We start from the raw sequence: 23,785 nt of genomic DNA on the forward strand, positions 1-23,785 counted from the left end.
AAGCCGCCCGAGCTATTTGTGGTTCTTCTTCCAGTCCGCCTGAGCCTTGTTCAACTGATCGGCCAGCGTGTCGAGAAAGTCCTTCGCGCTCATCTTCCCGAGCAGCACCTTCTGGAAGTTCGGCTCATTGTCGGCCTTGGAAATGGTGTTCCAGTCCGGCAGGTAGTACGGCAACTGAACAATCTTGGTGGTGCCCCCGTTCAACGCCTCCGCGGCCAGCTTCGTGGGCTCGGCAGCCTGGATCCACGCGTCCTTCGCCGCGTCCGTGTTCGCCGGCACCTGCCCTGCGGACTGGTTGAACTTGGAGTTCTCCTCGTGGGAGAGGGCGAACTCGATGAACTTCCAGGCGGCCGCCTTGTTCTTGCTCGGCTTGAACAGGCTCAGCCCGTCCACCGGGTTGGACACCTGCACCCGGGTGCCGTCGTCCAGCGTGGGGTTGGGAATGCCCCGGAACGTGTCCTTGCCGAGCGCTTTCAGATGGTCCTGGTAGGAACCGAGGTTGTGGCTCAGCATGCCGATCGTGCCGCTGTCCCACTGCGCGACCATCTTGGTGAAGTCGTTGTTGACGTCGGCGGACGGGGTGTCCTTCTTGTAGAGCGCGACGTACTTCGCCAGCGCGGCCACGTTCTTCGGATCGTTGACGGTGGTCTTGTCGCCGTTCCAGAAGGAGGTGATGCCGGTCTGCCCGTACACCGCGTCCAGGGCCGGGGCGATCGATCCCTCACCGCCGCGGATGGTGAACCCGAACTCGTTCTTGGACCTGTTCGTCAGCTTGTCGGCGGCCGTGTAGAACTTCGACCAGGTCGTCGGCGCCTCAAGGCCCGCCTTCTTGAACAGGTCCGTGCGGTACCACAGCGTGCCGTTGTTGGCGGAGGTCGGCACCTGGTAGAGGGTGTCCCCGCCGCCGGCCGCCTTGCTGACGTCGATCAGGCTCTCGCTCAGCTTGCCGTCGAGGGGGCTCTTGTGCAGCCGGGAGTCCAGCGGCTCCAGCGCGCCCTGGGCGGCGACCTCGGCGAGCATCGCGGTGCCCACGCCGCCGACGTCGGGCAGGCCGCCGCCCTGGATCGCGGTGTCGTACTTGGACTGGGCACTGGCCGCCGGGATGCCGACGTAGTTCACCTTGATGTCCGGGTACTTCTTCTCGAAGTCGGCGATGATCTGCTTCCAGATGTCCGTGCGGACGCCGCCGTTGTTGTCCCAGAAGGTGATCGTGCCCTTGCCGGAGCCCTCGCCGCCCTTGGCGCCCGCGCTGCCGCTGCCGTCGTCGCCGCAGGCGGTGGCGGTCAGCGCGAGGACGGAACCCAGGGCGAGGGCCGTGGCGGCCCGCCGGCTTCTGTGGATGCTGCTGCTCTTCATACGTCGGCTCTCTTCTTCTCGGAAGGACTGCGCAGGGACTGCAGAGGCGTGATCCGGAACCGGGTGAACGTGGCCGCCCCCGCGTGCCCCGGTCCCTCGGGTGCGACGGCGAACAGGCCGAGCAGGGCGCCCACCCAGCGCCACGGGGTGGCCGCGAACACCGGCCCCGACGGGTGCGGACCGTCCCCGGTGTCGTACGAGAACCGGCAGCGCGCCCCCGCGCCGGCCTCGATCCGCAGCCGGGCCCGCCCCTCGGGCGCGAGGCGGGGCGCACCGGCGTCCCGCTCACGGTCGGCGGCCGCCTCCGCGAAACGGTGCACGAGCCGGACCGTCCCGTCGGCGGCCCGCTCGAGCCCGATCCAGCAGAACGCGTCCCCGAGCACCGCGAGCCCGGCCCGCGCCCCCGGTTCGGTGCTGTCCAGGCACAGGTCGACCTCGGCCTCTGACGGTGTGCCGGGCAGCCGCTGGGTGAGGACGCTCGCGAGTTTCCGCAGGTCCGCGGTGTCGGCCGAGCGGACGCAGGTCAGCCGCAGCCCGTCGCCGGAGTGCTGGGTGGCCCAGCCGGCGCCCGGGTTGGCGGTCCACTGCCACTGGCGGCCGTACCGCCCGCCGGGGAAGTCGTCGTCGGTGGCGGGCGCGGCGGGCGGCTGCGCGGGCAGGGCGGGGCGCCGGTGTACGGCCACGGGGGCGCCCTCGTCCCCGAGGACCGGCCAGCGGTCGTCCGCCCAGCGCATCGGCTGGAGGTGGACGACCCGGCCGTACGCGCCGCGCTGCTGGAAGTGCAGGAACCAGTCCTCGCCGGCCGGCGTGCGCACCCAGCCGCCCTGGTGCGGCCCGTTGACGTCGGTGTCCTTCTGCTCCAGGACGATCCGCTCCTCGTACGGCCCGAAGAACCCGCGGGAGCGGAAGGCGCCCTGCCAGCCGGTCTCCACTCCCCCGGCGGGCGCGAGGATCCAGAACCAGCCGTCGTGCCGGTAGAGCTTGGGGCCCTCCAGGGTGAACCAGCCGGGGATGCGGTCGCCGTCGACGATCACCTTGCCCTCGTCGAGGAGGGAGGTGCCGCCGGGGTGCATCCGGTGGCCGGTGAACCGGTTCTTGACGCCGGAGCGGGACTTCGCCCAGGCGTGCACGAGGTAGGCGTCACCGGTCTCGTCGTCCCACAGCGGACAGGGGTCGATCAGCCCCTTGCCCGCCTTCAGCAGGTGCGGCCGGGTCCAAGGCCCCCTGATCTCGGGTGCGTTGACCTGGAAGATCCCCTGGTCGGGGTCGCCCCAGAAGATCCAGAAGCGGTCGTCGTGGTGCCGGATCGACGGCGCCCAGACCCCGCCGTCGTGCCGGGGAGCGGCGAACTCCTCCTCGGGTTCGAGGCGTTCGAGGGCGTGGCCCACCAGCGTCCAGTTCACCAGGTCCCGTGAGTGCAGCAGGGGCAGGCCGGGGGCGCGGCCGAAGCTGGAGGCGGTGAGGTAGAAGTCGTCGCCGACGCGGACCACGTCCGGGTCGGACCAGTCGGCGTTCAGCACCGGGTTCTCGTAGGTGGTCATCGGGTGACCGCCTTCCGGGCCAGCGCGGCCGCCTCGTCCCGGTCCAGCCGGCCGTCGGCGACGACGGTGACGATCCGCCGTACGACGGTGCCGCCGGGTGCGACGGCCGGCCGCTCGGTGTGCGCCAGCGACGAGCCGACACCGGGGTACTCGGCGGCGCGCACGAACCACGGGTCGCGGCGGGTCTCCTCGGTGGCCCCGGCGAAGACCAGCGTCCAGCCTCCCCCACTCTCGGCTCCGCTCGAGCGGGGGGACCCCCACCCGGCGAGCGCCAGCCAGTCGGCGCACACGCCGTGCACCTTGGCCTCGCCCTCGCTCTCGGCGGTGAAGACGTCCGGCGCCCGGTCCTCCTTGCGGGCCCGCCAGAAGAAGCCGCCGTAGGCCGCGCCGGGCCGTCCGTTGGTGGCGGGGCTGCCGATCGACAGCACATCCCGGGTGACGTTGGTCAGGGAGAAGGTGAAGTCCAGCGCCCAGGCCCGGTCGGTGAGTTCGGTGGCGGCGACGGTACGGCGTTCGCGCAGCAGCTCGGTGCCGGCGGCGATCCAGCGCAGCTCCTCCACGAAGCCGTCGGAGTCCCGCAGTTGGAAGGCGGTGTGCCGCTGGGTGCCGTGGTTGTCCAGCTCCGTCGGGCCACGGCCGCGCACGAACGTGCGCCCGCCCCAGAAGTTGTGCCCCTCGACGTCGGGAACGGCGACACCGACGCCGAGGTGGTGTGCGTGGTCGGCGGGGCTCAGCTCGGTGACCGCCGTGCCGGCCAGGGTGGTGACGGGGTGCAGATGGGGGCGCGGGGAGAGCCGGGCGGGCAGCTCGGGCCGGACGGCGTACCGGGCGACCGGGCGGCCCGCGACCCGCAGGACCACGGTGTCGGGGGAGGTCATCGGGTGCTCACCTCGCTCGGCAGCGCCCAGGAGGCGCCCAGCTCGGAGTAGAGGGCGAGGGTGTCGGCGGCGGCCGCGACCAGGCCGTCGACGCCGGGCACGACCCGGCGGCCCTCGGCGGGCAGCTCGCGCCAGGCGTGCTCGGGGAGCGGGGCCGGGTCGGGGGCGGTGCGGACGGCCTCGACGACCCGCATGAAGGCACCGGTGCTTTCCGGCGGGACCAGCAGCTCCGCGTCGCCGTGCAGGTGCCGGACCAGGTTCTCCAGCAGGTCGGTGCGGCCGTACTCGGTCTCCTGAGGGCCGCGCCCGGCACGCTGCAGCAGCACCCGGTCCTGCTTGTACCAGAAGGTGATCCGCCCGCTGCCGCCGTGCACCAGCACATACGGCTCCCCCGGCTCCTCGGCGCACAGGGTCGCGGCGACCGTGACCGGGCCGCGCGGGGTGCGCACGCGGACGCATGAGGTGTCGTCGGACTCGATGTCGTGGGCGCGCAGCAGCTCGGTCTCGATGCCGGTGACGTCCTCGGCGCGGGTGGTGCCGAGCAGGGCGAGGCCGGTGGCGACGGCGTGCGCGAGCGGGTTGGTGAGGACGCCGTCGACCACGTCGACGCCGCCCAGGCGCCGCCGTCCGGCCCAGGGTGCCCGCCGGAAGTAGGCCTCGTCCCTGGCCCAGGCGCCGGCCCCGCCGACCCCGATGACCTCGCCGATCGCGCCCTCGGCCAGCAGCCGCCGGATCGCGGGCACGGCGTGCGAGCCCAGCGACTGGAACCCGATCTGGCAGACCACCCCGGCCTCGGCGACCCCCTCGGCCATGCGCCGGAACTCCGCGTACGACGGCGCGGGCGGCTTCTCCAGCAGCAGGTGCACACCCCGGCGCGCGGCCTGGAGCGCGAGGTCGGTGTGGGTGGGGATCGGGGTGCAGATCACGGCGATCCGGGCGCCGGTGGCCTCCAGCAGCGCGCCGAAGTCGGCGGACTGCTCGGGCGTGCCGAGGCCGTCCGGGATCTCGTGGGCGGCCAGCGGGGTCAGCTCGCAGATCCCGGCGAGCCGCACCAGGCCCCGCTGCTGCAGCCGGCGGATGTTCTCCAGGTGCCAGCGGCCGTGGCCGCGCGCGCCGGCGAGGACGAGGGGCAGGCTCATCCCTTCACCGCCCCTGCGCTGAATCCGGTGATCAGCCACTTCTGGATGAAGGCGAACACGATCACCACGGGCACGGCCGCGATGATCCCGCCGGCCGCCAGCGCGCCCAGGTCCACGCTGTCCGCGCTCATCAGGGTGTTGAGGCCGACGGGGATCGTCTGCTTGCTCTGGTCGGAGAGGAACATCAGGGCGAACAGGAAGTGGTTCCAGGCGTGCACGAAGGCGAAGGAGCCGACGGCGATCAACCCCGGCCGCAGCAGCGGCAGGACGACGATCCGGAAGGCGGTCATCCGGTTGCAGCCGTCCACCCAGGCGGCCTCCTCCAGGGAGTACGGCACGTTCCGGATGAACCCGCTGATCAGGATCATCGACAGCGGGAGCTGGAAGACGGTCTCGGCGACGATCACGCTGCCCAGCGAGTTGATCATCGACAGCCTGGCGAAGATCTGGAACAGCGGGACCAGCAGCAGCGCGCCCGGCACGAACTGGGAGCACAGCAGCGCCAGCATGAAGCCGCGCTTGAGGCGGAAGTCGAAGCGGGCGAGCGCGTAGCCGCCGGCCAGGGCGACGACCGTGGTCAGCACCAGGGTGGCGAGGCCGACGTAGACGCTGTTGGTGAAGTAGGTGCCGAAGTCCCGGTCGGTCCACACCTTCTGGAAGTGCTCGAAGGTCATCGGCCAGGGCACCAGCGAGGTCGAGCCGGCCGGGCGCAGGGCGAAGAGCAGGATCCAGTAGAAGGGGATCAGGGTGAAGAGGAGATAGATCGACAAGGGGACATAGATCTGCCAGCGGGGCACCTCGTCCCAGGCGCGGCGCCGTCCGCGGGTCCGGGCGGGCGCGGCCGCCACGCGCTCGGGTGCGGGGGCGATCTCGGTGATCACCGGGTCTCACCTCCGAACTTGCTCAGCCGCAGATAGACGAGCGAGCAGAAGAGCAGGATCACGAACGCCACCGTCGTCAGGGCGGAGGCGTAGCCGAAGTTGTGGGCGTCGACGCTGGTGTTGGCGATGTAGAGGGGCAGGGTCGTCGTCTCCCCCGCCGGACCGCCGCCGGTGAGCGTGTAGAGCAGGTCGACGTTGTTGAACTCCCACACCGCGCGCAGCAGCGTGGAGAGCACGATGGCGTCCTTCAGATGGGGCAGGGTGATGTGCCAGAACTGCTTGAGCCTGCTCGCCCCGTCGACCTCGGCGGCCTCGTACAGGTCCTTGGAGACGGACTGCAGGTCGGCGAGGATGAGGATCGCGAAGAAGGGCACACCCCGCCACAGGTCGGCGACGACGGCCGCCGGGAAGACGGTGGAGGTGTCCGACAGCCAGCTGGTGCCGTACGACCCGATCCCCGCATCGGCGAGGTAACGGGTGACGCCCGTCTGGGAGTTGTAGAGCAGCACCCAGATCGCGGAGGTCAGCACGCCGGAGACGGCCCAGGGCGAGAAGACCAGCGCGCGGCCCACCGCCCGCCCGAGGAAGGTCTGGTTGACGATGAGCGCCAGCGCCAGGCCGAACAGCAGCTGCAGCCCGACCTCGGCCACGACCCACTTGGCGCTGAAGGTCAGCGTGTCCCGGAACTGGGGGTCGTGGGCGAAGATCTGCGTGAAGTTGTCCAGGCCCGCGAAGCCGTTCCGCCACGGCTTGGTCGGGTTGTAGTTCTGCAGGCTGTAGTAGAAGACGCTGAGCACCGGGTAGGCGATGAAGCCCAGCATCAGCAGGGCCGCGGGGGCGATCAGCAGGTACGGCAGCCTGCGCGGGGTCGCGGAGCCACGGCGCCGCCGGGGTGGCGCGGGCGGTTTCGCCACGGCTGCGGCTTGGGCCATGACTGTTCTCCGTTCGCAGTGGGACAGATACAGCGGGTACAGGAAGCGCTTGCTATGTGCACATGGGCGAAGCGCTTGCCCTCTCTCGATGCGTGGGTCAGCCGGCGTACGGGTCCGGCACGTGGCCCGGCCGGGCCAGGAACTCGAAGTCGCAGCCGGTGTCGGCCTGGGTGATCTGGCCGTTGTAGAGGACGCCGTAGCCGCGCTCGTACCGGGCGGGCGGCGGGGTCCACGCGGCGCGCCGGCGCTGCAGCTCCGCGTCGTCCACGTGGAGATGGAGGCTGCGGGCCTCGACGTCGAGCGTGATGAGGTCCCCGGTGCGCACGAGCGCCAGCGGGCCGCCGATGTACGACTCCGGGGCCACGTGCAGCACGCAGGTGCCGTAACTCGTGCCGCTCATCCGGGCGTCGGAGATCCGGACCATGTCCCGCACGCCCTGCTTGAGCAGGTGGTCGGGGAGGGGGAGCATGCCGTACTCGGGCATGCCGGGGCCGCCCTTGGGGCCGGCGTTGCGCAGGACCAGCACGCTGTCGGCGGTGATGCCGAGCGCGGGGTCGTTGATGGTGCGCTGCATGGTCTTGTAGTCGTCGAAGACGACCGCCGGGCCGGTGTGCTTGAGCAGGTGCGGCTCGGCGGCGATGTGCTTGATGACCGCGCCGTCCGGGCAGAGGTTGCCGCGCAGCACCGCGACCCCGCCCTCGCTCGCGACCGGGTTGTCACGCGGGCGGATGACGTCGTCGTCGTGCACCTGGGCGCCGTCCAGCTGCTGGCGCAGGGTGTCGTGCGACACCGTCGGCCGGTCCAGGTGGAGCAGGTCGGTGATCCGGGACAGGAAGCCGGGCAGGCCGCCCGCGAAGTGGAAGTCCTCCATCAGGTACTTCCGGCCGCCGGGGCGGACGTTGGCGAGGACGGGCACGGTCCGGGCGATGCGGTCGAAGTCGTCCAGGGTGAGCCGCACCCCGGCGCGGCCGGCCATGGCGATCAGATGGATCACGGCGTTGGTGGAGCCGCCGAGCCCGAGGACGGTGGTGACCGCGTCCTCGAAGGCGTCGCGGGTGAGGATGTGCGACAGCCTGCGGTCGCGTCGCACCAGCTCCACGGCCGTCATCCCGGCCTTGGCGGCCATCCGGTCGTGCCCGGAGTCCACGGCGGGGATGCTGGACGCGCCCGGCACGGTCACCCCGAGGGCCTCGGCGGCGGCGGTCAGCGTGGACGCCGTACCCATGGTCATGCAGTGCCCCGGGGAGCGCGCGAGCCCGCTCTCCAGCTCGGTCATCTCGCAGTCGCCGATGAGGCCAGCCCGCTTGTCGTCCCAGTACTTCCACATGTCCGTGCCGGAGCCGAGCACCTCGCCGCGCCAGTGCCCGGGCAGCATGGGTCCGGCGGGCACGAAGACGGCGGGCAGATCGGCGCTGGCCGCGCCCATCAGCAGGGCGGGCGTGGACTTGTCGCAGCCGCCCATCAGCACGGCCCCGTCGATCGGGTAGGACCGCAGCAGTTCCTCGGTCTCCATCGCGAGCAGGTTGCGGTAGAGCATCGGGGTCGGCTTCTGGAAGGTCTCGCTCAGCGTCGAGACCGGGAACTCCAGCGGGAACCCGCCCGCCTGCCACACCCCCCGCTTCACCGCCTGGGCGCGGTCGCGCAGGTGGACATGGCAGGGGTTGATGTCGGACCAGGTGTTGAGCACGGCGATCACGGGCTTGCCCAGATGCTCCTCGGGCAGATACCCGAGCTGCCGGGTCCGGGCCCGGTGGCTGAACGACCGCAGCCCGTCGGTGCCGTACCACTGGTGGCTCCTGAGCTTGCTCATATGGACCACCCCGCGGCGATGGCGGCGACCTCGGCGCGCTCGTCCTCGGGCAGCGGCTTGCTGGGCGGGCGGACGTCCCGGCGGCACAGGCCGAGCGCGGCGAGGGCCTCCTTGACGACGGTGACGTTGTTCGCCGAGCCGTGGGCGGCGCGGAGTTCCTCGAAGCGGCGGATCTGCTCCCAGACCTTCATGGCGGCCGGGTAGTCGCCGGACCGCAGCGCCTCGATCATGTTCAGGGACACGGCCGGGGCGACGTTCACGAGGCCGGAGGTGAAGCCGGTGGCGCCGGCCGAGAAGTAGGAGGGAGCGTACGGCTCGGCGAGACCGGCGACCCAGGTGAACCGGTCGAGGCCGGCGTCGCGGGCGAAGGCGGCGAAGCGTGCGGCGTCCGGGACGGCGTACTTGACCCCGATGACGTTCGGGCAGTGGTCGGCGAGTTCGGCGAGCCGGGCGCCGGGCAGCTGGGCGTTGCGGATGTACGGCACCACGCCCAGCTCGGGCACCGCCTCGGCGATGGCGCGGTGGTAGTCGACCCAGCCGGCCGCCGAGACATAGGGGTGGACGGGCTGGTGGACCATGACCATCCCGGCGCCGAGGCCGCGGGCGTGCCGGGCGGAGTCGACGGCCGTGGGCACGTCGTGGCCGACGCCGACCAGGATCGCGGCCCGGTCGCCGGCCTCGTCGACGGTCGTCTCGGTGACCAGGCGGCGCTCTTCGGGGGTGAGGGCGTAGAACTCGCCGGTGTTGCCGTTCGGGGTGAGGGTGCGGATCCCGCCGTCGAGCAGGCGACGCAGCAGGGCCCGGAGGGTGCCGGTGTCGACGGAGCCGTCCTCGGCGAAGGGGGTCACCGGGATGGCCACCACGTCGGCCAGGGCCGCCCGCCCGGTCTCGAACGTCACGCTGCTCATCAATGACCTTCCTGTGGGTGGGAGCCGGTGTCCGAGGGGAACGCGCGCTCCACGAAGGAGGCGATGTGGGCGTGCAGGGCGCTCGCGGCGCCGTCGGCGTCCCCGCCGAGCGCGAGCCGGAGGATCTCCCGGTGCTCGGCGGCCTCCCGCTCCCAGGAGGGGTCGGCGGCCCAGGCGACGGTGGACACCAGGGCGGCCTGGTCCCGCACCTCGTCCAGCATCCGGCCGAGCAGCGGGTTGCCGCACGGCAGGTACAGGGCGCGGTGGAACTCCCGGTTCGCCAGGGAGCGTTCGGCGGTGTCGGTCGCGGCGTCGGCCCGGTGCAGGGCGTCGCGCGCGTCCTCGAGCGAGGCGCCCCGCCCAACGGCCCTGCGCAGCGCCTCCGGCTCCAGCAGCAGCCGCACGTCGTAGACCTCGCGTGCCATGTCCGCGTCCACCATGCGCACCGTGACGCCCTTGTACTGGCTCATCACGACGAGTCCGGTCCCGGCGAGCGTCTTCAGCGCCTCGCGCACGGGCGTCTTCGACACCCCGAACTGCGCGGCCAGTTCCGTCTCGACCAGCGCCTGACCGGGTGTCAGCTGCCCGGTCAGGATGCGGTGTTTGATCGCGTCCAGCACGTACTGCGTGCGGGACGGGATCGGCGTGGGCACAGAGGTCATGCGGCCCTCTCGGATCTCACATATCGCGTCTCATATATGACGTACGAAGTACGACGCGTTGAAGGTAGGAGGGGGCCCGGGTTTCGTCAATGCTTCTGACAGGAAACGCTTTCTGAGGTTCGGGACGAGCCTCAGCAGGTGTGGGTCTCGCCCTCCACGGCGGCGGCCGTGGGCCGGCCGGAGACCGCGGCGGCGCGGGCGGTGGCCGTCTCGCGGGTGAGCGTGGGGCCGACGTGGGTGACGAGCAGCCGGCGCACGCGCGCCTGGTGGGCGACGCGGCCGGCGTCCTCCGGGGTCAGGTGGACCTGTTCGCCTTCGCGATGGGTGTCGATGTCGGCCTCGCACAGGAACAGGTCGGCGCGCAGGGCGAGTTCGGCGAGCGCGGGGCACGGTCCGCTGTCCCCCGAGTACGCGAGGACGCTGCCCTGGCATTCGGCGCGCAGCCCGTACGCCTCGGTGTCGTGGGCGACGGCGCGCGCGGTGAGGCGGAGGTTCCAGTGCCGGACGTCATGGCCGTCGTACAGGGCCCGGAAGTCGAAGACGTCCTTGAGGAAGTCCACGTCCGCCCGCCCGAGGAAGCCGGCCAGGCGGCGGGCGCAGTCCTGCGGGGCGTACACCGGGACGGGTGCGGCCGGGGCCATCCCGCCGTGGGCGAACGCGTAGGCGGCCGACAGCAGATCCGTGCTGTGGTCGGCGTGCAGATGGGAGATCCAGATCGCGGTCAGCCGCGCCGGGTCCGTGTGCTGCTGCAACGCGGCGAACGTGCCGGGCCCCGCGTCCACCCACACCTCGGCGCCCCCGCCGGCGAGCAGGTATCCGGAGCAGGGCCGGCCGGGGCCGGGGTGCGGGGACGCGGTGCCGAGGACGGTGAGCGTGAGAGGCATGGGGGGAGATTACGACCCCGGGCGGTGCCGCCGTCGCCCGCCCGGACAGGCGGACCCGGCTCTTTCGGCGACCGTGCCCCGCTCACGGTGCGGGCAGGGTGAACACCAGGAACAGCACCCCGACGGGCGGCACCAGTGCGAGGGCCGCCGTCCAGGCGCGCGCCACGGTCCAGCGGCGCTTCCAGGGCAGGGCCCAGGCCGTGGCCAGGGCGACGAGGCACAGCGGGCCGCCGACGAGGAGCAGGCCGAAGATCCAGGACAGGGAGGTGTTCAACGCGGCCGAGCAGTCGTCGGGGCCGCAGCTGTCCGTCGCCATCACGGAGAGCCCGGCGAACATGACGGCGGCCGGACCGAGCACGCCCATCAGGACGGTGGAGATCACCGGGGCCACCCAGGCACGGGGGTCCCGCTCACCCTGGTCGGCCGGCCCCGGAAACGGTGCGATGCGCTGTGTCGTCATGCGAGCAGTGAACCGGCGCGGAGAGGGCCGCCGCACCGGTGCACGTACTCACCTCGCGCATGCCCTCCTACTCAGTCACGGACGCCACATCGGGTCCCGGCCGCTGAGCCCCACCGCCCGGTCCAGCAGCGGCGCGTCCTGTGGCACCGGGACGACCGGGCCGAAGAGGCCGCCGCCGCGGTCCGGGTTCTCTGCGGCCGCGAGCAGGAAGCCGTGGGCCGCGTCCAGGGCGGCGGGGTCGGGGGCGTAGGGCCGGCCGACGGCGCGGGCCAGGTCCCAGCCGTGGAGGACCAGTTCGTCGGCGACGACGGCGCCGGCGATGTCACCGGGCAGGTCCACCCCGCCCGCGCGGGTCATGCCGGTCCAGGCGTCCGGATCGCGCCAGGCGTCGGCCAGCTCGTCCAGGGCCTTGGGCAGCTCCGCCCGCCAGTCGGGGCCGATGTCCGGCACGGCGGCGTTCGGGCTGGTGGCGGTGGTGGTGCCGAGATCCTTGCGGGCGGCGTCCCGGAAGGCCACCGAGAGCATGTGGAGGTGGCCCAGCAGATGCCGTACCGCGTACTTCGGGCACGGGGTGGGGGCGGCCAGCTGTTCGTCGGTGACGGACTCGGCGAGCCGCGCCAGGATCCGGGTCTGCGGGCCGAGGTCGGGAATCGTCATGGCTCACTCCTTCACGATCGCGTTCCTGCTCCGCAGGGAAGACCGGCCGGCGTCCCGGAACTCATCGGTCCTGCGCCGTCGCGCCCACGGCGAGCGGCCGCCGCCGAGGCACCACACCGCGATCACCGGGTCGCACAGCGCGCAGCCGAAGGAGGAGTCGTGGGCGAACGGGATGATCGGGTGGCCCTTGAGGTGGTGCACCACGTCCCAGGCCGTGTGCAGCAGCCAGCCGGCGCCGGTCCAGGCCCAGGAGTCCAGGCCCTTGTAGGCGACGACGGTGGCCACCGCGGTGAACGCGAACTCCCAGCCGCCGAGCCCGCCGCCGCTGAGATAGGCGGCGCCCGCGCCGGCCACCATCACGGCGTTGAAGCGGCGCCGGTGCGGCTCCGGTATCAGGGACATCAGCAGGACGTAGACGAGACCGATCAGGACCGGGGCGAGGTAGCGCATGCGGACGACCGTATGCAGCCGCAACCGTGCGCCCCAGGGGCATTCCTGACAGGTTCCGACGGATTGTCGCCGCCGGACCCGTCCGGATAAGGCACCTTGCCGATCCGCGCCGGCCCTCCTTAGACCCACGATGAGCGGGCATGACGACTTCCTGGACCGTGCTCCGCGTGCTGCGCGACCGCAACGCGGGGCTGTATCTGGCGGCCGTGGTGGTGTCGGGCTTCGGCAACTCCGCGCTGTTCCTGGCCTCGGGCGTGTGGGTGAAGGACCTCACCGGGTCCGACGGCCTGGCCGCCCTGTGCATGCTCGCCATGTGGGCCCCCACCGTCGCCGGCCCGCTCCTCGGCACGATCGCCGACCGCGTGCGGCGGGCGCCGCTGCTGGTGGGCCTGAACGCGGGCCTGGCGGTCCTGCTGCTCACCCTGTGCACCGTGCGCTCCGCGGGCGGCCTGTGGCTGCTCTTCGCCGTCCTGCTGGCCTACGGCGCCGCCGAGGTCGTGCACGACGCGGCCGAGTCGGCGCTGGTGACCGCTGCGGTCGGCGCGGAGCGGCTCGGGGACTTCAACGGGCTGCGCATGGCCGTCACGGAGGGCATGAAGCTCGTCGCCCCGCTGACCGGCGCCGGCCTCTACACGGCCTTCGGCGGGCCGGCCGTCGCCTGCCTGGACGCGGTCACCTTCGCGGTCGCCGCCGTGCTGTACGCCCTGCTGCGGGTGCGCGAGGAACCCCCGGCCCGCTCGGGGAGCACCTGGCGCGAGGAGACCGTGGAGGGCGTGCGGCACCTGTGGGGGCACCCGCGGCTGCGCCCGCTGGTCCGGGCGGGCGGTGCGACGATGCTCCTCGCCTCCCTCAGCAGCACGACGCTGTACGCCGTCGTCGACCGGCTCGGCCACTCCCCCGCCTACACGGGCGTGCTCTACGCCGTCCAGGGCGCCGGTTCGGTGACGGCCGGGCTGCTCTCGGGGGCCGCGCTGCGCCGGCTGGGCGCGCGCCGGTTCGCGGCGGCGGGGATCGTGCTGACGGCGCTGTCGGTGGCCGCGCGTGCCGTGCCCTCGGACGCGGTGGCGCTCGCGGCGTCCCTGGCGGGCGGGCTGGGCCTGCCCTGTGTCCTCGTCGCCGCGTTCACCGCCGTGCAGCGGGAGACGCCCGGCCCGCTGCTCGGCCGGGCGACGGCCACCGCCGGCACCCTGGTCTTCACCCCCAACGTGATCGGCCTGGGCGCGGGCGCGGGCCTGATCGAACTCGCCTCCCCGGTCCTGCTGCTGCCGCTGTACTCGGTGGCCCTGCTGGTGACGGCGGCCTCGCTGGCTCAGCGCGCCGACAGCGCCGCGCGCACCGCGGCGAGGTCGCCGTCCGACGCCAACCCGACGTGATAGAGCCGCAGTTCGGTCGCGCCCCGAGCACGCGCGCGTGCCGCGTCCGCGGTCCTGCCGTTGCCGCTGTACTCGGTGGCCCTGCTGGTGACGGCGGCCTCGCTGGCTCAGCTCGCCGACAGCGCCGCGCGCACCGCGGCGAGGTCGCCGTCCGACGCCAACCCGGCGTGATAGAGCCGCAGTTCGGTCGCGCCCCGGGCACGCGCGCGTGCCGCGTCCGCCGCGAGGGTGCCGGGGCTGCCGCCCATGCCGGAGACGACGGTGAGGTTGGCGGCCAGCACCGTCCCCTGCCGGGCCTGCTCGGCGAAGGGCGCCAGCAGGGCCGTACCGCCCGTGCAGGGCACCACCACGCCGTCGGCGGCGGCCAGGACGCGGGCCGGGTCGACGCCGGCGTTGGCGCCGCAGTGGTAGGAGACCGGGTCGGCGTGCAGCAGGACCTGGAAGCCGGCGGACGCGGCGGCGCGTACGGCGGCGACGGCCTCCTCCTGGAGGCTGCCGGCGACCTCGTCGCGCCACGCGCGCGTGCGGGCCGCCGCGTCCTCGCCGAGCAGCTTCGCGACCGTCGGCCAGCCCTCGTCGTCCGCCGCGCCCCGCCACAGCGGGTCCAGCGCGGCCCGCACGGAGGCCGCCAACTCGTCCGCATCGAGGCCCTGTTCGCCGTACCCGGCGCGGCAGGACGGGCAGAAGCACAGGGACATCAGGTACTGCCCGGCCTCGCCGAGGGCGACCCCGGAGGTCTTGTCGTGGGCGTGCAGGTGCTGCAGCCCGTACCAGCCGAGGGACTCCAGCTCGGTGCCGTGCGCGCCGGGGCGTACGGCGGCCTCGGCGGCCAGGTCGACCAGGTACGCGCGCGTGGCGGGCTGGGCGATGCAGGGCGCCCACGGGTAGGGGTCGCCGTAGGCGTTGACCACCGAGGTGTCCGGATGCTCGGCGCCCATGCGGGAGTTGTGGGCGAGCACCACCCAGGTGTGCACCTCCAGGCCGGCCGCGGCAAGGGCGCGGGCCGCCTCGCCGTAGGCGTCGCCGGGGGCCCAGCGGCCGGCGCGGTAGGGCCGAAGTCCCCGGCCCGCCCAGCGGTCGCCCGGCGGGTAGAGGACGGCCGCGTACTCGGCGGTGACGATGCGGTGGCGGGGGTGACGGGGGGTCAGGGCGCGGGTGGAGTGGTAGGCGGCGGCGAGGGTCACCTGCTCCACGCCGAGCCCGGCGATGCGCGCGGGGGCCTCGGGGTCCCCGTTGACGTCCCAGGGGTAGACGAACGCCGACGCCTTCACGCGGCCTCCCGCACGCCGCACGGACCTTCGTTCACGCGTCCTCCTCCAGCAGCTCGTAGCCCCGCTCGATGAGCTGGGCGAGTTGTTTGACGTGGTCCTCCGCCGGCTCGTGCAGCGGGGGGCGGACCTCGCCGACGTCCAGGCCGCGCAACCGTACGCCGGCCTTGACGAGCGAGACGGCGTAGCCGCGGCCCTGGGCGCGCAGTTCCACGAACGGGCGGTAGAAGCCGTCCAGCAGGCGTCGCACGGTCGCCGTGTCGCCCGTTTCCAGCGCCCGGAAGTGGGCGAGGGCGATCTCGGGGGCGAAGCAGAAGACGGCCGAGGAGTACAGGGTGACGCCGAGGGCGCGGTAGGCGAGCTGGGTCTGCTCGGCGGTGGGCAGGCCGTTGAAGTACAGGAAGTCGCCGGGGGCCTCGGTGCGCTGGGCGCTGATGATCCGCTGCATCAGGTCCAGGTCGCCGAGGCCGTCCTTGAGGCCGGTGATCCCGTCGGTGCGGGCGAGTTCCACCACCGTCTGCGGGGTGAACACGGCGTTGTCGCGCTGGTAGACGATCACCGGCAGCGCGGTGGCCGCGGCGAGCTCCCGGTAGTGCCGCAGCAGCCCCTCCTGGCCGGCGAGGACGAGGTACGGCGGCATGGCGAGGAGGCCGTCGGCGCCGGCCCGCTCGGCGAGCCGGGCGTAGCGTACGGCGAGCGCGGTGCCGTAGCCGGTGCCCGCGACCACCGGGACGCGCCCCTCGGCCGCCTCCACGGCCACCCGGACGCAGGCCTCGAACTCCTCCGGCAGCAGCGCGTGGAACTCCCCGGTGCCGCAGCAGGCGAACACCGCGGCGGCGCCGGCGGCGACGCCCCGGCGGACATGGGTGCGGTAGACGTCGAGGTCGACGGAGCCGTCGGGGCCGTAGGCCGTGACGGGGAAGAAGAGCGGCCCGCGCGGATCACTGAGCCGTTCGGTGAGAGGGGCTGGCGTCACGGACTCTCCCTTGGGACACGCGGTGCATGTCTCTGATCCATGTCTATATTTCTGAACGCGACCACGCTACGGGGCCTTTTCGCCGCAGGTCAAGCAATGAAACTCGCAACACCAGGAGCGAATTCACGGAGATCACGCGACACTTGACGGTGCACGGCGAAAGTCTCTAGCGTGTCCACGTATGTGAATATCGGACACAAGGAGAACCGAGGATGCCCGCTCCCCGCACCGTTCTGCTCACCGGCGCCGCCGGAGGCCTCGGCACCCTGATGCGGTCCCTGCTGCCCGAGTACGGCTACACGCTCCGCCTGTTCGACGTGCGCCCCATCGAGGGCGAGCCGGACGCGATCACCGCCGACCTCACCGACACGGCGGCGCTGCGCGAGGCCGTGCGGGGCGTGGACGCCGTCCTGCACCTCGCGGGCATCTCCCTGGAGGCCCCCTTCGAGAAGATCCTGAAGTCGAACATCGAGGGCACCTACAACCTCTATGAGGCCGCCCGCCAGGAGGGCGTGCCCCGGATCGTCTTCGCCTCCTCCAACCACGCCGTCGGCTTCACCCCGGCGCCGCGCCCGGGCGAGCCGCCGATCCCGGTCGACACCCCGCGCCGCCCGGACACCTTCTACGGCCTGTCCAAGTCCTTCGGCGAGGACCTCGCCCAGCTGTACTGGGACAAGCACGGCCTGGAGACGGTCTCGGTCCGCATCGGCTCCTGCTTCCCGGAGCCGACCAGCGTGCGCATGCTCTCGGTGTGGATGAGCCCGGCCGACGGCGCCCGCCTCTTCCACGCGGCCCTGACCGCCGAGGGCGTCGGCCACACGGTCGTCTACGGCTCCTCCGCCAACACCCGGCTGTGGTGGGACCTGACCAGCGCGCGGGCGCTCGGCTACGAGCCGCGGGACGACTCCGAACCGTACGCCGAGAAGCTGATCGCCGAGCAGGGCGAGCTGGACCCTGGGAACCCGGCGCACAGCCACCTCGGCGGGCACTTCGTGACCGACCCGCCGATCTGGCCGTACTGAGCCTGGCCGTACCGAGCCCGGCGGAGGCTCCGTAGGACGGAAAACGATCGCTCACACACGCGGGCGGGCACCGAACGGGCCCGCCCGTCGGCGTGTTCGGGCATCCGGGCTGCCCGTTCCCGCACGGCCGGACACGGTCGCGCAGGTCCGCGCCGGGCACCGCCCTGGGTGAACGGACACAAACGGGCAGTATCGGGCCCGCAACAGACCTGGTCACCACCGCGCACCCGCTGTAGAACTTCCCCCATGAAGCCCGAACGGGCAGTTCCGCGGAAGGTGGGTGACGACATGGGCGCAAGGACGGCGGAAGAACGCCAGCGTGAGATCGTGCGGGCCGCGCGGGCCACCGGCTCGGTCGACGTCACCGCGCTCGCCGTCGAGCTGGGCGTGGCCAAGGAGACCATACGGCGCGACCTGCGCGCCCTGGAGGACCACGGGCTGGTCCGCCGTACGCACGGCGGCGCCTACCCGGTGGAGAGCGCCGGCTTCGAGACGACGCTCGCCTTCCGCGCCACCAGCCATGTGCCCGAGAAGCGCCGGATCGCGGCCGCCGCGGCCGAGCTGGTCGGGGACGCCGAGACGGTGTTCGTGGACGAGGGCTTCACCCCGCAGCTCATCGCCGAGGCCCTGCCCGCCGACCGGCCGCTGACCGTGGTCACCGCCTCCCTGCCGGTCGCGGGCGCCCTCGCCGAGAGCGGGAAGACCCAGGTCCTGCTCCTCGGCGGCCGGGTCCGGGCCGGCACCCTGGCCACCGTCGACCACTGGACGACGAAGATGCTCGCCGGCTTCGTCATCGACCTCGCCTACATCGGCGCCAACGGCATCTCCCGCGAGCACGGCCTGACCACCCCCGACCCGGCGGTCAGCGAGGTCAAGGCGCAGGCGATGCGGGCCGCGCGCCGGACCGTGTTCGTGGGCGTGCACACCAAGTTCGGCGCGGTCAGCTTCTGCCGGTTCGCCGAGGTCGGCGCGCTGGAGACGATCGTGACGAGCACCCAGCTCCCGGCCGCCGAGGCCCACCGCTACTCCCTGCTGGGCCCGCAGGTCATCCGGGTCTGAAAGTCAACTCACTCCCCCTTGCGGGCGCTTCACACCTCCAAGCGCCCCTTATATCCCGATATCTCCAGGAGCGATCCATGCGAACCCAGAGCCGACGGAGGCCGCGAGCCACGCTCGCCATGGCCGCCGCAGGGACGCTGCTCGCCCCGCTGCTCTCCGGCTGCTGGGTCGGCGCGGGCGGGACCGGCGGTGGCGACTCCATCAACGTGCTGATGGTCAACAACCCCCAGATGACCGAGCTGCAGAAGCTGACCGCCGCGCACTTCACCAAGGAGACGGGCATCAAGGTCAACTTCACGGTCCTGCCCGAGAACGACGTCCGCGACAAGATCAGCCAGGACTTCGCCAACCAGGCGGGCCAGTACGACGTGGCGACCCTGAGCAACTACGAGATACCGATCTACGCCCGCAACGGCTGGCTGCACGAGATGAACTCGTACGTCGCCAAGGACCCGTCGTACGACGAGAAGGACGTGCTGGCCCCCATGCGCCAGTCCCTGACCGCCTCCGACGGCAAGCTCTACGGCCAGCCCTTCTACGGCGAGTCGTCCTTCCTGATGTACCGCAAGGACGTGTTCGCGGCGAAGGGCCTGACCATGCCGGCCCACCCCACCTGGCAGCAGGTCGCCGACCTCGCGGCCAAGGTGGACGGCGCGAAACCCGGCATGAGGGGCATCTGCCTGCGCGGCCTGCCCGGCTGGGGCGAGATGATGGCGCCGCTGACCACGGTGGTGAACACCTTCGGCGGGACCTGGTTCGACAAGAACTGGAAGGCCCGCCTGGACTCCCCCGAGTTCGAGAAGGCGACGAAGTTCTACGTCGACCTCGTGCGCAAGCACGGCGAGTCCGGCGCCGCCCAGTCCGGCTTCGCCGAGTGCCTCAACAACATGACCCAGGGCAAGGTCGCCATGTGGTACGACGCCACCTCCGCGGCCGGCCTGCTGGAGGCGAACGGCTCCCCCGTCAAGGGCAAGCTCGGCTACGCCCCCGCCCCCGTGGAGAAGACCCCGTCCTCCGGCTGGCTCTACACCTGGGCCTGGGGCATCCAGAAGGCCTCCCGCAACCCCGACAAGGCCTGGAAGTTCGTGTCCTGGGCGTCCGGCAAGGGCTACGAGCAGCTCGTCGGCGAGACCAGCGGCTGGCCGAACGTCCCGGCGGGCAAGCGGGCGTCGACGTACGGCAACGCCGCGTACCGCAAGTCGGCCGCCGCCTTCCAGGACATGACGAAGCAGGCCATCGAGAGCGCCCGGCCCACCGACCCCGGGGTGCAGCCGCGCCCCGCGCCCGGCATCCAGTTCGTCGACATCCCCGAGTTCACCGACCTCGGCACCAAGGTCTCCCAGGAGATCAGCGCGGCCGTCGCCGGACGCCAGTCCGTCGAGTCGGCCCTGAAGAAGTCCCAGAAGCTCGCCGAGAAGATCTCCAAGGAGTACGAGGGACGATGACCGCGACCACAGCACCCCTCGCCACCGCACCGGTACGCGCCGCGCGGCGGCCCTCCGCCCGCCTGCGCGCCTGGGCCACCCGGGCCCCCCTCATGCCCGCCCTCGTCTTCCTGATCGTGGTGACCCAGCTGCCGTTCGTGGCCACGCTGGTGATCTCCTTCTTCGACTGGAACGCCCTCTATCCCAAGGCCCGCCACTTCACCGGCCTCGACAACTACCGCCAGGTCCTCACCGACGCGGACCTGCGCCACTCGGTCTGGACGACCGTCCTGCTCACCGCGACGGTGGTGCTGGTCAGCCTGGTCCTGGGCCTCGCGCTGGCGCTGCTGCTGGACCGCAGGTTCCGCGGCCGGGGCATCGTCCGCACCCTGCTCATCGCGCCGTTCCTCGTCGTCCCGGTGGCCGCCGCCCTGCTCTGGAAGCATGTGCTCTACAACCCTGAGTACGGCCTGCTCAATGGGTTGTTGCACTATGTGGGCGGTCCCCAGCCCGACTGGATCTCGAACAACCCGCTGCTCGCCGTCGAGGCCTCCCTGGTGTGGCAGTGGACGCCGTTCATGATGCTGATCCTGCTGGCCGGACTGCAGAGCCGCGACCACGAGCAGATCGAGGCCGCGCGGGTGGACGGCGCCGGCGACTGGCAGATCTTCCGCCACCTGACGCTCCCGCACCTGCGCCGCTACCTGGAACTCGGCGCCCTGCTGGGCTCGATCTACATCGTCCAGAACTTCGACGCGGTGTTCACCATCACGTCCGGCGGCCTGGGCACCGCCAACCTGCCCTACACCGTCTACCAGAGCTTCTACCAGGCCCACGAGAACGGCCTCGCCTCGGCCGCCGGCGTCCTGGTGGTCATCGGCTCGATCATCATCGCGACCTTCGCCCTGCGCGTGGTGTCGTCCCTGTTCCGCGAGGAGGTGTCCCGCGCATGAACGCCGCACTGCGCCGAGGCGGGCTGGGCCTGCTGGCCTGGCTGGCCGGCATCGCGTTCTTCCTGCCCATCGCCTGGATGGCGCTGACGTCCTTCCACTCCGAGGCGGACGCGGCCACCAATCCGCCGTCCTTCGCCGCGTCGCTCACCCTCGACGGCTACCGCGAGTTCTTCGGGTCGGGCGGCGGCGCGAGCCCCTGGCCGGCGCTGATCAACTCCACCGTGGCCTCGGTCGTCTCGACGCTGTGCGTGCTGCTCCTCGCCCTGCCGGCCGCGTACGCGCTGTCGATCCGCCGGGTGCGGAAGTGGACGGACGTGCTGTTCTTCTTCCTGTCCACGAAGATGCTGCCGGTGGTGGCCGGCCTGCTGCCGGTCTACCTGTTCGCGAAGAACACCGGGATGCTCGACAACATCTGGCTCCTGGTCATCCTCTACACCTCCATGAACCTGCCGATCGCGGTGTGGATGATGCAGTCGTTCCTCGCCGAGGTGCCCGTCGCGGTGATCGAGGCGGCGCAGATCGACGGCGCCCGGCTGCCGACGATCCTCGCGCGCGTGGTCACCCCGATCGCCCTGCCCGGCATCGCCGCCACCGCCCTGATCTGCTTCATCTTCAGCTGGAACGAGCTGCTGTTCGCCCGGGTCCTCACGGGCGTGGTCGCCGAGACCGCCCCCGTCTTCCTGACCGGCTTCATCACCAGCCAGGGGCTGTTCCTGGCCAAGGTGTGCGCCGCGTCGCTCGTCATCTCCCTGCCGGTGCTCGCCGCGGGGTTCGCCGCCCAGGACAAGCTGGTCCAGGGCCTGTCGTTGGGAGCCGTGAAATGAAGGCCGCCGTCATCGAGTCCGTGGGCCGCGCCGTCGTCACCGAGGTCCCGGACCCGACGCCAGGGCCGCGCGAGGTCGTCGTCGAAGTGGCGGCCTGCGGGCTGTGCGGCACCGATCTGCACATCCTCCAGGGCGAGTTCGCGCCCAAGCTGCCGATCGTCCCCGGACACGAGTTCGCGGGCGAGGTGGTCGGCGTCGGCAGCCAGGTCACCGAGGTCGCGGTCGGCGACCGGGTGGCCGTGGACCCCTCCCTGTACTGCTACGAGTGCCGTTACTGCCGTACCGGCCACAACAACCTGTGCGAGCGCTGGGCCGCCATCGGCGTGACCACGGCGGGCGGGGCGGCGCAGTACGCGGTCGCCCCCGTGGCGAACTGCGTGAAGCTGCCCGAGCACGTGCGCACCGAGGACGCGGCCCTGGTGGAGCCGCTGTCCTGCGCGGTGCGCGGCTACGACGTGCTCAACTCCCGCCTCGGCGCGCACGTGCTGATCTACGGCTCCGGGACCATGGGCCTGATGATGCTGGAGCTGGCCAAGCGGACCGGCGCGGCGAGCGTGGACGTGGTCGACGTGAACCCGGCGCGGCTTGAGACGGCCCGGCAGCTGGGCGTGTCGGCCTCGGCGGCGAACGCGGACGAACTGGACCGCCCGCAGGGCTGGGACGTGGTCGTGGACGCGACCGGCAACGCGGCGGCGATCCAGGACGGCCTGGACCGGGTGGCGAAGGCGGGCACGTTCCTGCAGTTCGGGGTGGCCGACTACGCGACCCGGGTGACGATCGACCCGTACCGCATCTACAACCAGGAGATCACCATCACCGGTTCCATGGCGGTGCTGCACAGCTTCGAGCGGGCGGCGGAGCTGTTCGCGAACGGAGTGCTGGACCCGGAGGTGTTCATCAGCGACCGGATCCCGCTGGAGCAGTACCCGCAGGCGCTGGAGCAGTTCGCGGCGGGGGTGGGCCGCAAGATCGTGGTGGTGCCGTAGGCCGTTCGGCGGGTTTCCGCTGGTAAGGGAACGGTAAAGCGATGTCGTTCGTTCACCCGGCATGACAGCTATGACCCCTGGCTCGAACATCCCTCTGTCGGCCGCCCGTGTCACGGTGGACGTGTCCGCGCCCGTGCGGCTCGACGTGTCGGGCCTGCTGCTCACGGCCGACGGCAAGGTGCGCTCGGACGACGACTTCATCTTCTACAACCAGCCGGTGGGACCGGGCGTGAACCACGCGTCCGGGGGCGGTACGGCCCCCGACGCGATCACGGTCGACACCGCCGCCGTCCCGCCGGACATCGAGAAGATCGTGGTCACGGCCAGCCCGGACGCGGCCGGCCAGACCTTCCAGGGCATCGAGCCGACGGCCACGATCCGCGACGCGGACGCCGGCACGGTGCTGGGCACGTTCACCCCGCCGCAGCTCGGCACCGAGACCGCGCTGATCGTGGTGGAGATCTACCGCCGGGGCGGCGCGTGGAAGGCCCGCGCGGTCGGCCAGGGATACGCCGAGGGACTGGCCGGCATCGCGACGGACTTCGGCGTGACGGTGGAGGAACCGGCCACCGCGTCGGCCCCGCCGCAGCCGGCCGCCCCGGCGGCACCACCGGCGGCGCCGCCCCAGCCCGCCGCTCCGCCGCCGCCCGCCATGCAGACCCCGGTGACCCCGCCCGCCCCGCCGGTGTCGCCTCCCCCGGCCCCGGCCGCGCCCGCTCCGGGGGCCGGGAAGATCAACCTCGACAAGGGCCGGGTCAGCCTCCAGAAGAACCAGACCGTCTCCCTGATCAAGGGCGGCCGTCCGCTGCTCTCCCAGGTGAGGATGGGGCTCGGCTGGGAGCCGGCGTTCCGCGGCGCGGACATCGACCTGGACGCCTCGGTCATCGCCTACGGCCCGCAGCGCAACCACATCGACAGCTGCTACTTCGGCAAGCTGACGATCCTGAACGGCGCGATCAGGCACTCCGGTGACAACCTCACCGGGGAGGGCGCGGGCGACGACGAGGTGATCACGGTCGACCTCGGCCGCCTCTCCCAGGACGTCACCGGCCTGGTCTTCACGGTGAACTCCTTCTCCGGCCAGAAGTTCACCGAGGTCGCCAAGGCCTACTGCCGCCTGCTGGACGGCACCACCGGCGAGGAACTGGTCCGCTTCGACCTCACCCACGCCGAGCCCCAGACCGGCGTGCTGATGGCCAAGCTCGTCCGCCAGTACTCCGGCGAGTGGGACATGACGGCACTGGGCGACTTCGTCAAGGCCCGCACGGTGCGGAACATGGCGGACCCGGGGGCACGGGCGCTGTAGGCGGTAGGGGGCGGGAGACCGGGGCGCATCGCCGCC

The 23,785-nt window shown here is 72.2% G+C and carries 23 protein-coding genes; 8 read left to right on the forward strand and 15 right to left on the reverse strand.

Features of this window, described 5'->3' with window-relative positions; translation table 11 throughout:
* Positions 1 to 12: 12 nt before the first annotated feature.
* The 13 genes from AB0950_RS14655 to AB0950_RS14715 form a co-directional block, all read right to left on the reverse strand.
* Positions 13 to 1,356, reverse strand: a complete 1,344-nt coding sequence (locus AB0950_RS14655; RefSeq protein WP_366778641.1) for a sugar ABC transporter substrate-binding protein — start codon at positions 1,354 to 1,356, stop codon at positions 13 to 15.
* Positions 1,353 to 2,897, reverse strand: coding sequence for a family 43 glycosylhydrolase (locus AB0950_RS14660; RefSeq protein ID WP_360150663.1), 1,545 nt, complete (start codon positions 2,895 to 2,897; stop codon positions 1,353 to 1,355). The genes AB0950_RS14655 and AB0950_RS14660 overlap by 4 nt, the downstream gene beginning before the upstream one ends.
* Positions 2,894 to 3,775, reverse strand: coding sequence for a PmoA family protein (locus AB0950_RS14665; RefSeq protein ID WP_360150659.1), 882 nt, complete (start codon positions 3,773 to 3,775; stop codon positions 2,894 to 2,896). The genes AB0950_RS14660 and AB0950_RS14665 overlap by 4 nt, the downstream gene beginning before the upstream one ends.
* On the reverse strand, positions 3,772 to 4,914 hold the full coding sequence (locus tag AB0950_RS14670; RefSeq protein WP_366778642.1) for a Gfo/Idh/MocA family oxidoreductase: 1,143 nt from the start codon (positions 4,912 to 4,914) through the stop codon (positions 3,772 to 3,774). The genes AB0950_RS14665 and AB0950_RS14670 overlap by 4 nt, the downstream gene beginning before the upstream one ends.
* Positions 4,911 to 5,783 carry a carbohydrate ABC transporter permease gene (locus tag AB0950_RS14675; RefSeq protein WP_360150997.1) on the reverse strand — a complete coding sequence of 291 codons (873 nt, stop codon included), beginning with the start codon at positions 5,781 to 5,783 and terminating at the stop codon, positions 4,911 to 4,913. Before AB0950_RS14675 ends, AB0950_RS14670 begins: the two co-directional genes overlap by 4 nt.
* 8 nt (positions 5,784 to 5,791) lie before the next feature.
* A complete protein-coding gene (locus tag AB0950_RS14680; RefSeq protein WP_366778643.1) occupies positions 5,792 to 6,727 on the reverse strand; it encodes a sugar ABC transporter permease in 936 nt (311 codons plus the stop codon).
* A 97-nt stretch (positions 6,728 to 6,824) separates the two neighbouring features.
* Positions 6,825 to 8,537 carry an L-arabinonate dehydratase gene (gene araD / locus AB0950_RS14685; RefSeq protein ID WP_360150650.1) on the reverse strand — a complete coding sequence of 571 codons (1,713 nt, stop codon included), beginning with the start codon at positions 8,535 to 8,537 and terminating at the stop codon, positions 6,825 to 6,827.
* Positions 8,534 to 9,445: a dihydrodipicolinate synthase family protein gene (locus AB0950_RS14690; RefSeq protein WP_360150647.1), complete on the reverse strand. Its 912-nt coding sequence runs from the start codon at positions 9,443 to 9,445 to the stop codon at positions 8,534 to 8,536. The genes araD and AB0950_RS14690 overlap by 4 nt, the downstream gene beginning before the upstream one ends.
* Positions 9,445 to 10,107 (reverse strand): GntR family transcriptional regulator, encoded by a 663-nt coding sequence (locus AB0950_RS14695; protein WP_366778644.1) that lies wholly within the window; start codon positions 10,105 to 10,107, stop codon positions 9,445 to 9,447. Before AB0950_RS14695 ends, AB0950_RS14690 begins: the two co-directional genes overlap by 1 nt.
* A 131-nt stretch (positions 10,108 to 10,238) precedes the next feature.
* Entirely contained in the window at positions 10,239 to 10,991 is a 753-nt protein-coding gene (locus AB0950_RS14700; RefSeq protein WP_366778645.1) for an MBL fold metallo-hydrolase, read from the reverse strand.
* An 82-nt stretch (positions 10,992 to 11,073) separates the two neighbouring features.
* Positions 11,074 to 11,451, reverse strand: a complete 378-nt coding sequence (locus AB0950_RS14705; protein WP_360571297.1) for a hypothetical protein — start codon at positions 11,449 to 11,451, stop codon at positions 11,074 to 11,076.
* Positions 11,452 to 11,526: 75 nt separating this feature from the next.
* Positions 11,527 to 12,108 (reverse strand): TIGR03086 family metal-binding protein, encoded by a 582-nt coding sequence (locus tag AB0950_RS14710; RefSeq protein WP_366778646.1) that lies wholly within the window; start codon positions 12,106 to 12,108, stop codon positions 11,527 to 11,529.
* A 3-nt stretch (positions 12,109 to 12,111) separates the two neighbouring features.
* Complete coding sequence (locus tag AB0950_RS14715; RefSeq protein ID WP_360571299.1) at positions 12,112 to 12,558, reverse strand: DUF6010 family protein; 447 nt, start codon at positions 12,556 to 12,558, stop codon at positions 12,112 to 12,114.
* Between the two features lie 140 nt (positions 12,559 to 12,698).
* Between AB0950_RS14715 and AB0950_RS14720 the strand changes: the two genes are divergently transcribed.
* A complete protein-coding gene (locus AB0950_RS14720; protein ID WP_366778647.1) occupies positions 12,699 to 13,931 on the forward strand; it encodes an MFS transporter in 1,233 nt (410 codons plus the stop codon).
* Between the two features lie 107 nt (positions 13,932 to 14,038).
* On the opposite strand, the gene AB0950_RS14725 is transcribed toward AB0950_RS14720, so the two are convergent.
* On the reverse strand, positions 14,039 to 15,202 hold the full coding sequence (locus AB0950_RS14725) for a hypothetical protein (RefSeq protein WP_366778648.1): 1,164 nt from the start codon (positions 15,200 to 15,202) through the stop codon (positions 14,039 to 14,041).
* Between the two features lie 31 nt (positions 15,203 to 15,233).
* Entirely contained in the window at positions 15,234 to 16,175 is a 942-nt protein-coding gene (locus AB0950_RS14730; protein ID WP_360150623.1) for a 5-dehydro-4-deoxyglucarate dehydratase, read from the reverse strand.
* 212 nt (positions 16,176 to 16,387) lie between these two features.
* On the opposite strand from AB0950_RS14730, the gene AB0950_RS14735 reads away from it, so the two are divergent.
* From AB0950_RS14735 to AB0950_RS14765, 7 genes are all read left to right on the forward strand, one after another.
* On the forward strand, positions 16,388 to 17,197 hold the full coding sequence (locus tag AB0950_RS14735; RefSeq protein ID WP_360150620.1) for an NAD(P)-dependent oxidoreductase: 810 nt from the start codon (positions 16,388 to 16,390) through the stop codon (positions 17,195 to 17,197).
* Between the two features lie 288 nt (positions 17,198 to 17,485).
* Positions 17,486 to 18,256 (forward strand): DeoR/GlpR family DNA-binding transcription regulator, encoded by a 771-nt coding sequence (locus tag AB0950_RS14740; RefSeq protein WP_360150617.1) that lies wholly within the window; start codon positions 17,486 to 17,488, stop codon positions 18,254 to 18,256.
* A gap of 77 nt (positions 18,257 to 18,333) precedes the next feature.
* Entirely contained in the window at positions 18,334 to 19,701 is a 1,368-nt protein-coding gene (locus AB0950_RS14745; protein WP_360150614.1) for a sugar ABC transporter substrate-binding protein, read from the forward strand.
* Complete coding sequence (locus AB0950_RS14750; RefSeq protein WP_366778649.1) at positions 19,698 to 20,633, forward strand: sugar ABC transporter permease; 936 nt, start codon at positions 19,698 to 19,700, stop codon at positions 20,631 to 20,633. Before AB0950_RS14745 ends, AB0950_RS14750 begins: the two co-directional genes overlap by 4 nt.
* The gene (locus tag AB0950_RS14755; protein WP_360150608.1) at positions 20,630 to 21,457 is read left to right on the forward strand and encodes a carbohydrate ABC transporter permease; all 828 of its coding nucleotides are present in this window, start codon (positions 20,630 to 20,632) and stop codon (positions 21,455 to 21,457) included. The genes AB0950_RS14750 and AB0950_RS14755 overlap by 4 nt, the downstream gene beginning before the upstream one ends.
* Positions 21,454 to 22,443 (forward strand): zinc-dependent alcohol dehydrogenase family protein, encoded by a 990-nt coding sequence (locus AB0950_RS14760; RefSeq protein WP_366778650.1) that lies wholly within the window; start codon positions 21,454 to 21,456, stop codon positions 22,441 to 22,443. The genes AB0950_RS14755 and AB0950_RS14760 overlap by 4 nt, the downstream gene beginning before the upstream one ends.
* Positions 22,444 to 22,513: 70 nt before the next feature.
* The gene (locus AB0950_RS14765; RefSeq protein WP_360150602.1) at positions 22,514 to 23,749 is read left to right on the forward strand and encodes a TerD family protein; all 1,236 of its coding nucleotides are present in this window, start codon (positions 22,514 to 22,516) and stop codon (positions 23,747 to 23,749) included.
* The last annotated feature ends 36 nt before the right edge of the window (positions 23,750 to 23,785 follow it).

It is taken from the genome of Streptomyces sp. NPDC007189 (assembly GCF_040703635.1).
GTDB lineage: Bacteria > Actinomycetota > Actinomycetes > Streptomycetales > Streptomycetaceae > Streptomyces.

What these genes read in the sequence shown, in the direction of transcription:
- AB0950_RS14655 (WP_366778641.1), bottom strand. Translation starts at nt 1,356, where the DNA reads ATGAAGAGCAGCAGCATCCACAGAAGCCGGCGGGCCGCCACGGCCCTC.
- AB0950_RS14660 (WP_360150663.1), bottom strand. Translation starts at nt 2,897, where the DNA reads ATGACCACCTACGAGAACCCGGTGCTGAACGCCGACTGGTCCGACCCG.
- AB0950_RS14665 (WP_360150659.1), bottom strand. Translation starts at nt 3,775, where the DNA reads ATGACCTCCCCCGACACCGTGGTCCTGCGGGTCGCGGGCCGCCCGGTC.
- AB0950_RS14670 (WP_366778642.1), bottom strand. Translation starts at nt 4,914, where the DNA reads ATGAGCCTGCCCCTCGTCCTCGCCGGCGCGCGCGGCCACGGCCGCTGG.
- AB0950_RS14680 (WP_366778643.1), bottom strand. Translation starts at nt 6,727, where the DNA reads ATGGCCCAAGCCGCAGCCGTGGCGAAACCGCCCGCGCCACCCCGGCGG.
- araD (WP_360150650.1), bottom strand. Translation starts at nt 8,537, where the DNA reads ATGAGCAAGCTCAGGAGCCACCAGTGGTACGGCACCGACGGGCTGCGG.
- AB0950_RS14690 (WP_360150647.1), bottom strand. Translation starts at nt 9,445, where the DNA reads ATGAGCAGCGTGACGTTCGAGACCGGGCGGGCGGCCCTGGCCGACGTG.
- AB0950_RS14695 (WP_366778644.1), bottom strand. Translation starts at nt 10,107, where the DNA reads ATGACCTCTGTGCCCACGCCGATCCCGTCCCGCACGCAGTACGTGCTG.
- AB0950_RS14700 (WP_366778645.1), bottom strand. Translation starts at nt 10,991, where the DNA reads ATGCCTCTCACGCTCACCGTCCTCGGCACCGCGTCCCCGCACCCCGGC.
- AB0950_RS14705 (WP_360571297.1), bottom strand. Translation starts at nt 11,451, where the DNA reads ATGACGACACAGCGCATCGCACCGTTTCCGGGGCCGGCCGACCAGGGT.
- AB0950_RS14710 (WP_366778646.1), bottom strand. Translation starts at nt 12,108, where the DNA reads ATGACGATTCCCGACCTCGGCCCGCAGACCCGGATCCTGGCGCGGCTC.
- AB0950_RS14715 (WP_360571299.1), bottom strand. Translation starts at nt 12,558, where the DNA reads ATGCGCTACCTCGCCCCGGTCCTGATCGGTCTCGTCTACGTCCTGCTG.
- AB0950_RS14720 (WP_366778647.1), top strand. Translation starts at nt 12,699, where the DNA reads ATGACGACTTCCTGGACCGTGCTCCGCGTGCTGCGCGACCGCAACGCG.
- AB0950_RS14735 (WP_360150620.1), top strand. Translation starts at nt 16,388, where the DNA reads ATGCCCGCTCCCCGCACCGTTCTGCTCACCGGCGCCGCCGGAGGCCTC.
- AB0950_RS14740 (WP_360150617.1), top strand. Translation starts at nt 17,486, where the DNA reads ATGGGCGCAAGGACGGCGGAAGAACGCCAGCGTGAGATCGTGCGGGCC.
- AB0950_RS14745 (WP_360150614.1), top strand. Translation starts at nt 18,334, where the DNA reads ATGCGAACCCAGAGCCGACGGAGGCCGCGAGCCACGCTCGCCATGGCC.
- AB0950_RS14750 (WP_366778649.1), top strand. Translation starts at nt 19,698, where the DNA reads ATGACCGCGACCACAGCACCCCTCGCCACCGCACCGGTACGCGCCGCG.
- AB0950_RS14755 (WP_360150608.1), top strand. Translation starts at nt 20,630, where the DNA reads ATGAACGCCGCACTGCGCCGAGGCGGGCTGGGCCTGCTGGCCTGGCTG.
- AB0950_RS14760 (WP_366778650.1), top strand. Translation starts at nt 21,454, where the DNA reads ATGAAGGCCGCCGTCATCGAGTCCGTGGGCCGCGCCGTCGTCACCGAG.
- AB0950_RS14765 (WP_360150602.1), top strand. Translation starts at nt 22,514, where the DNA reads ATGACCCCTGGCTCGAACATCCCTCTGTCGGCCGCCCGTGTCACGGTG.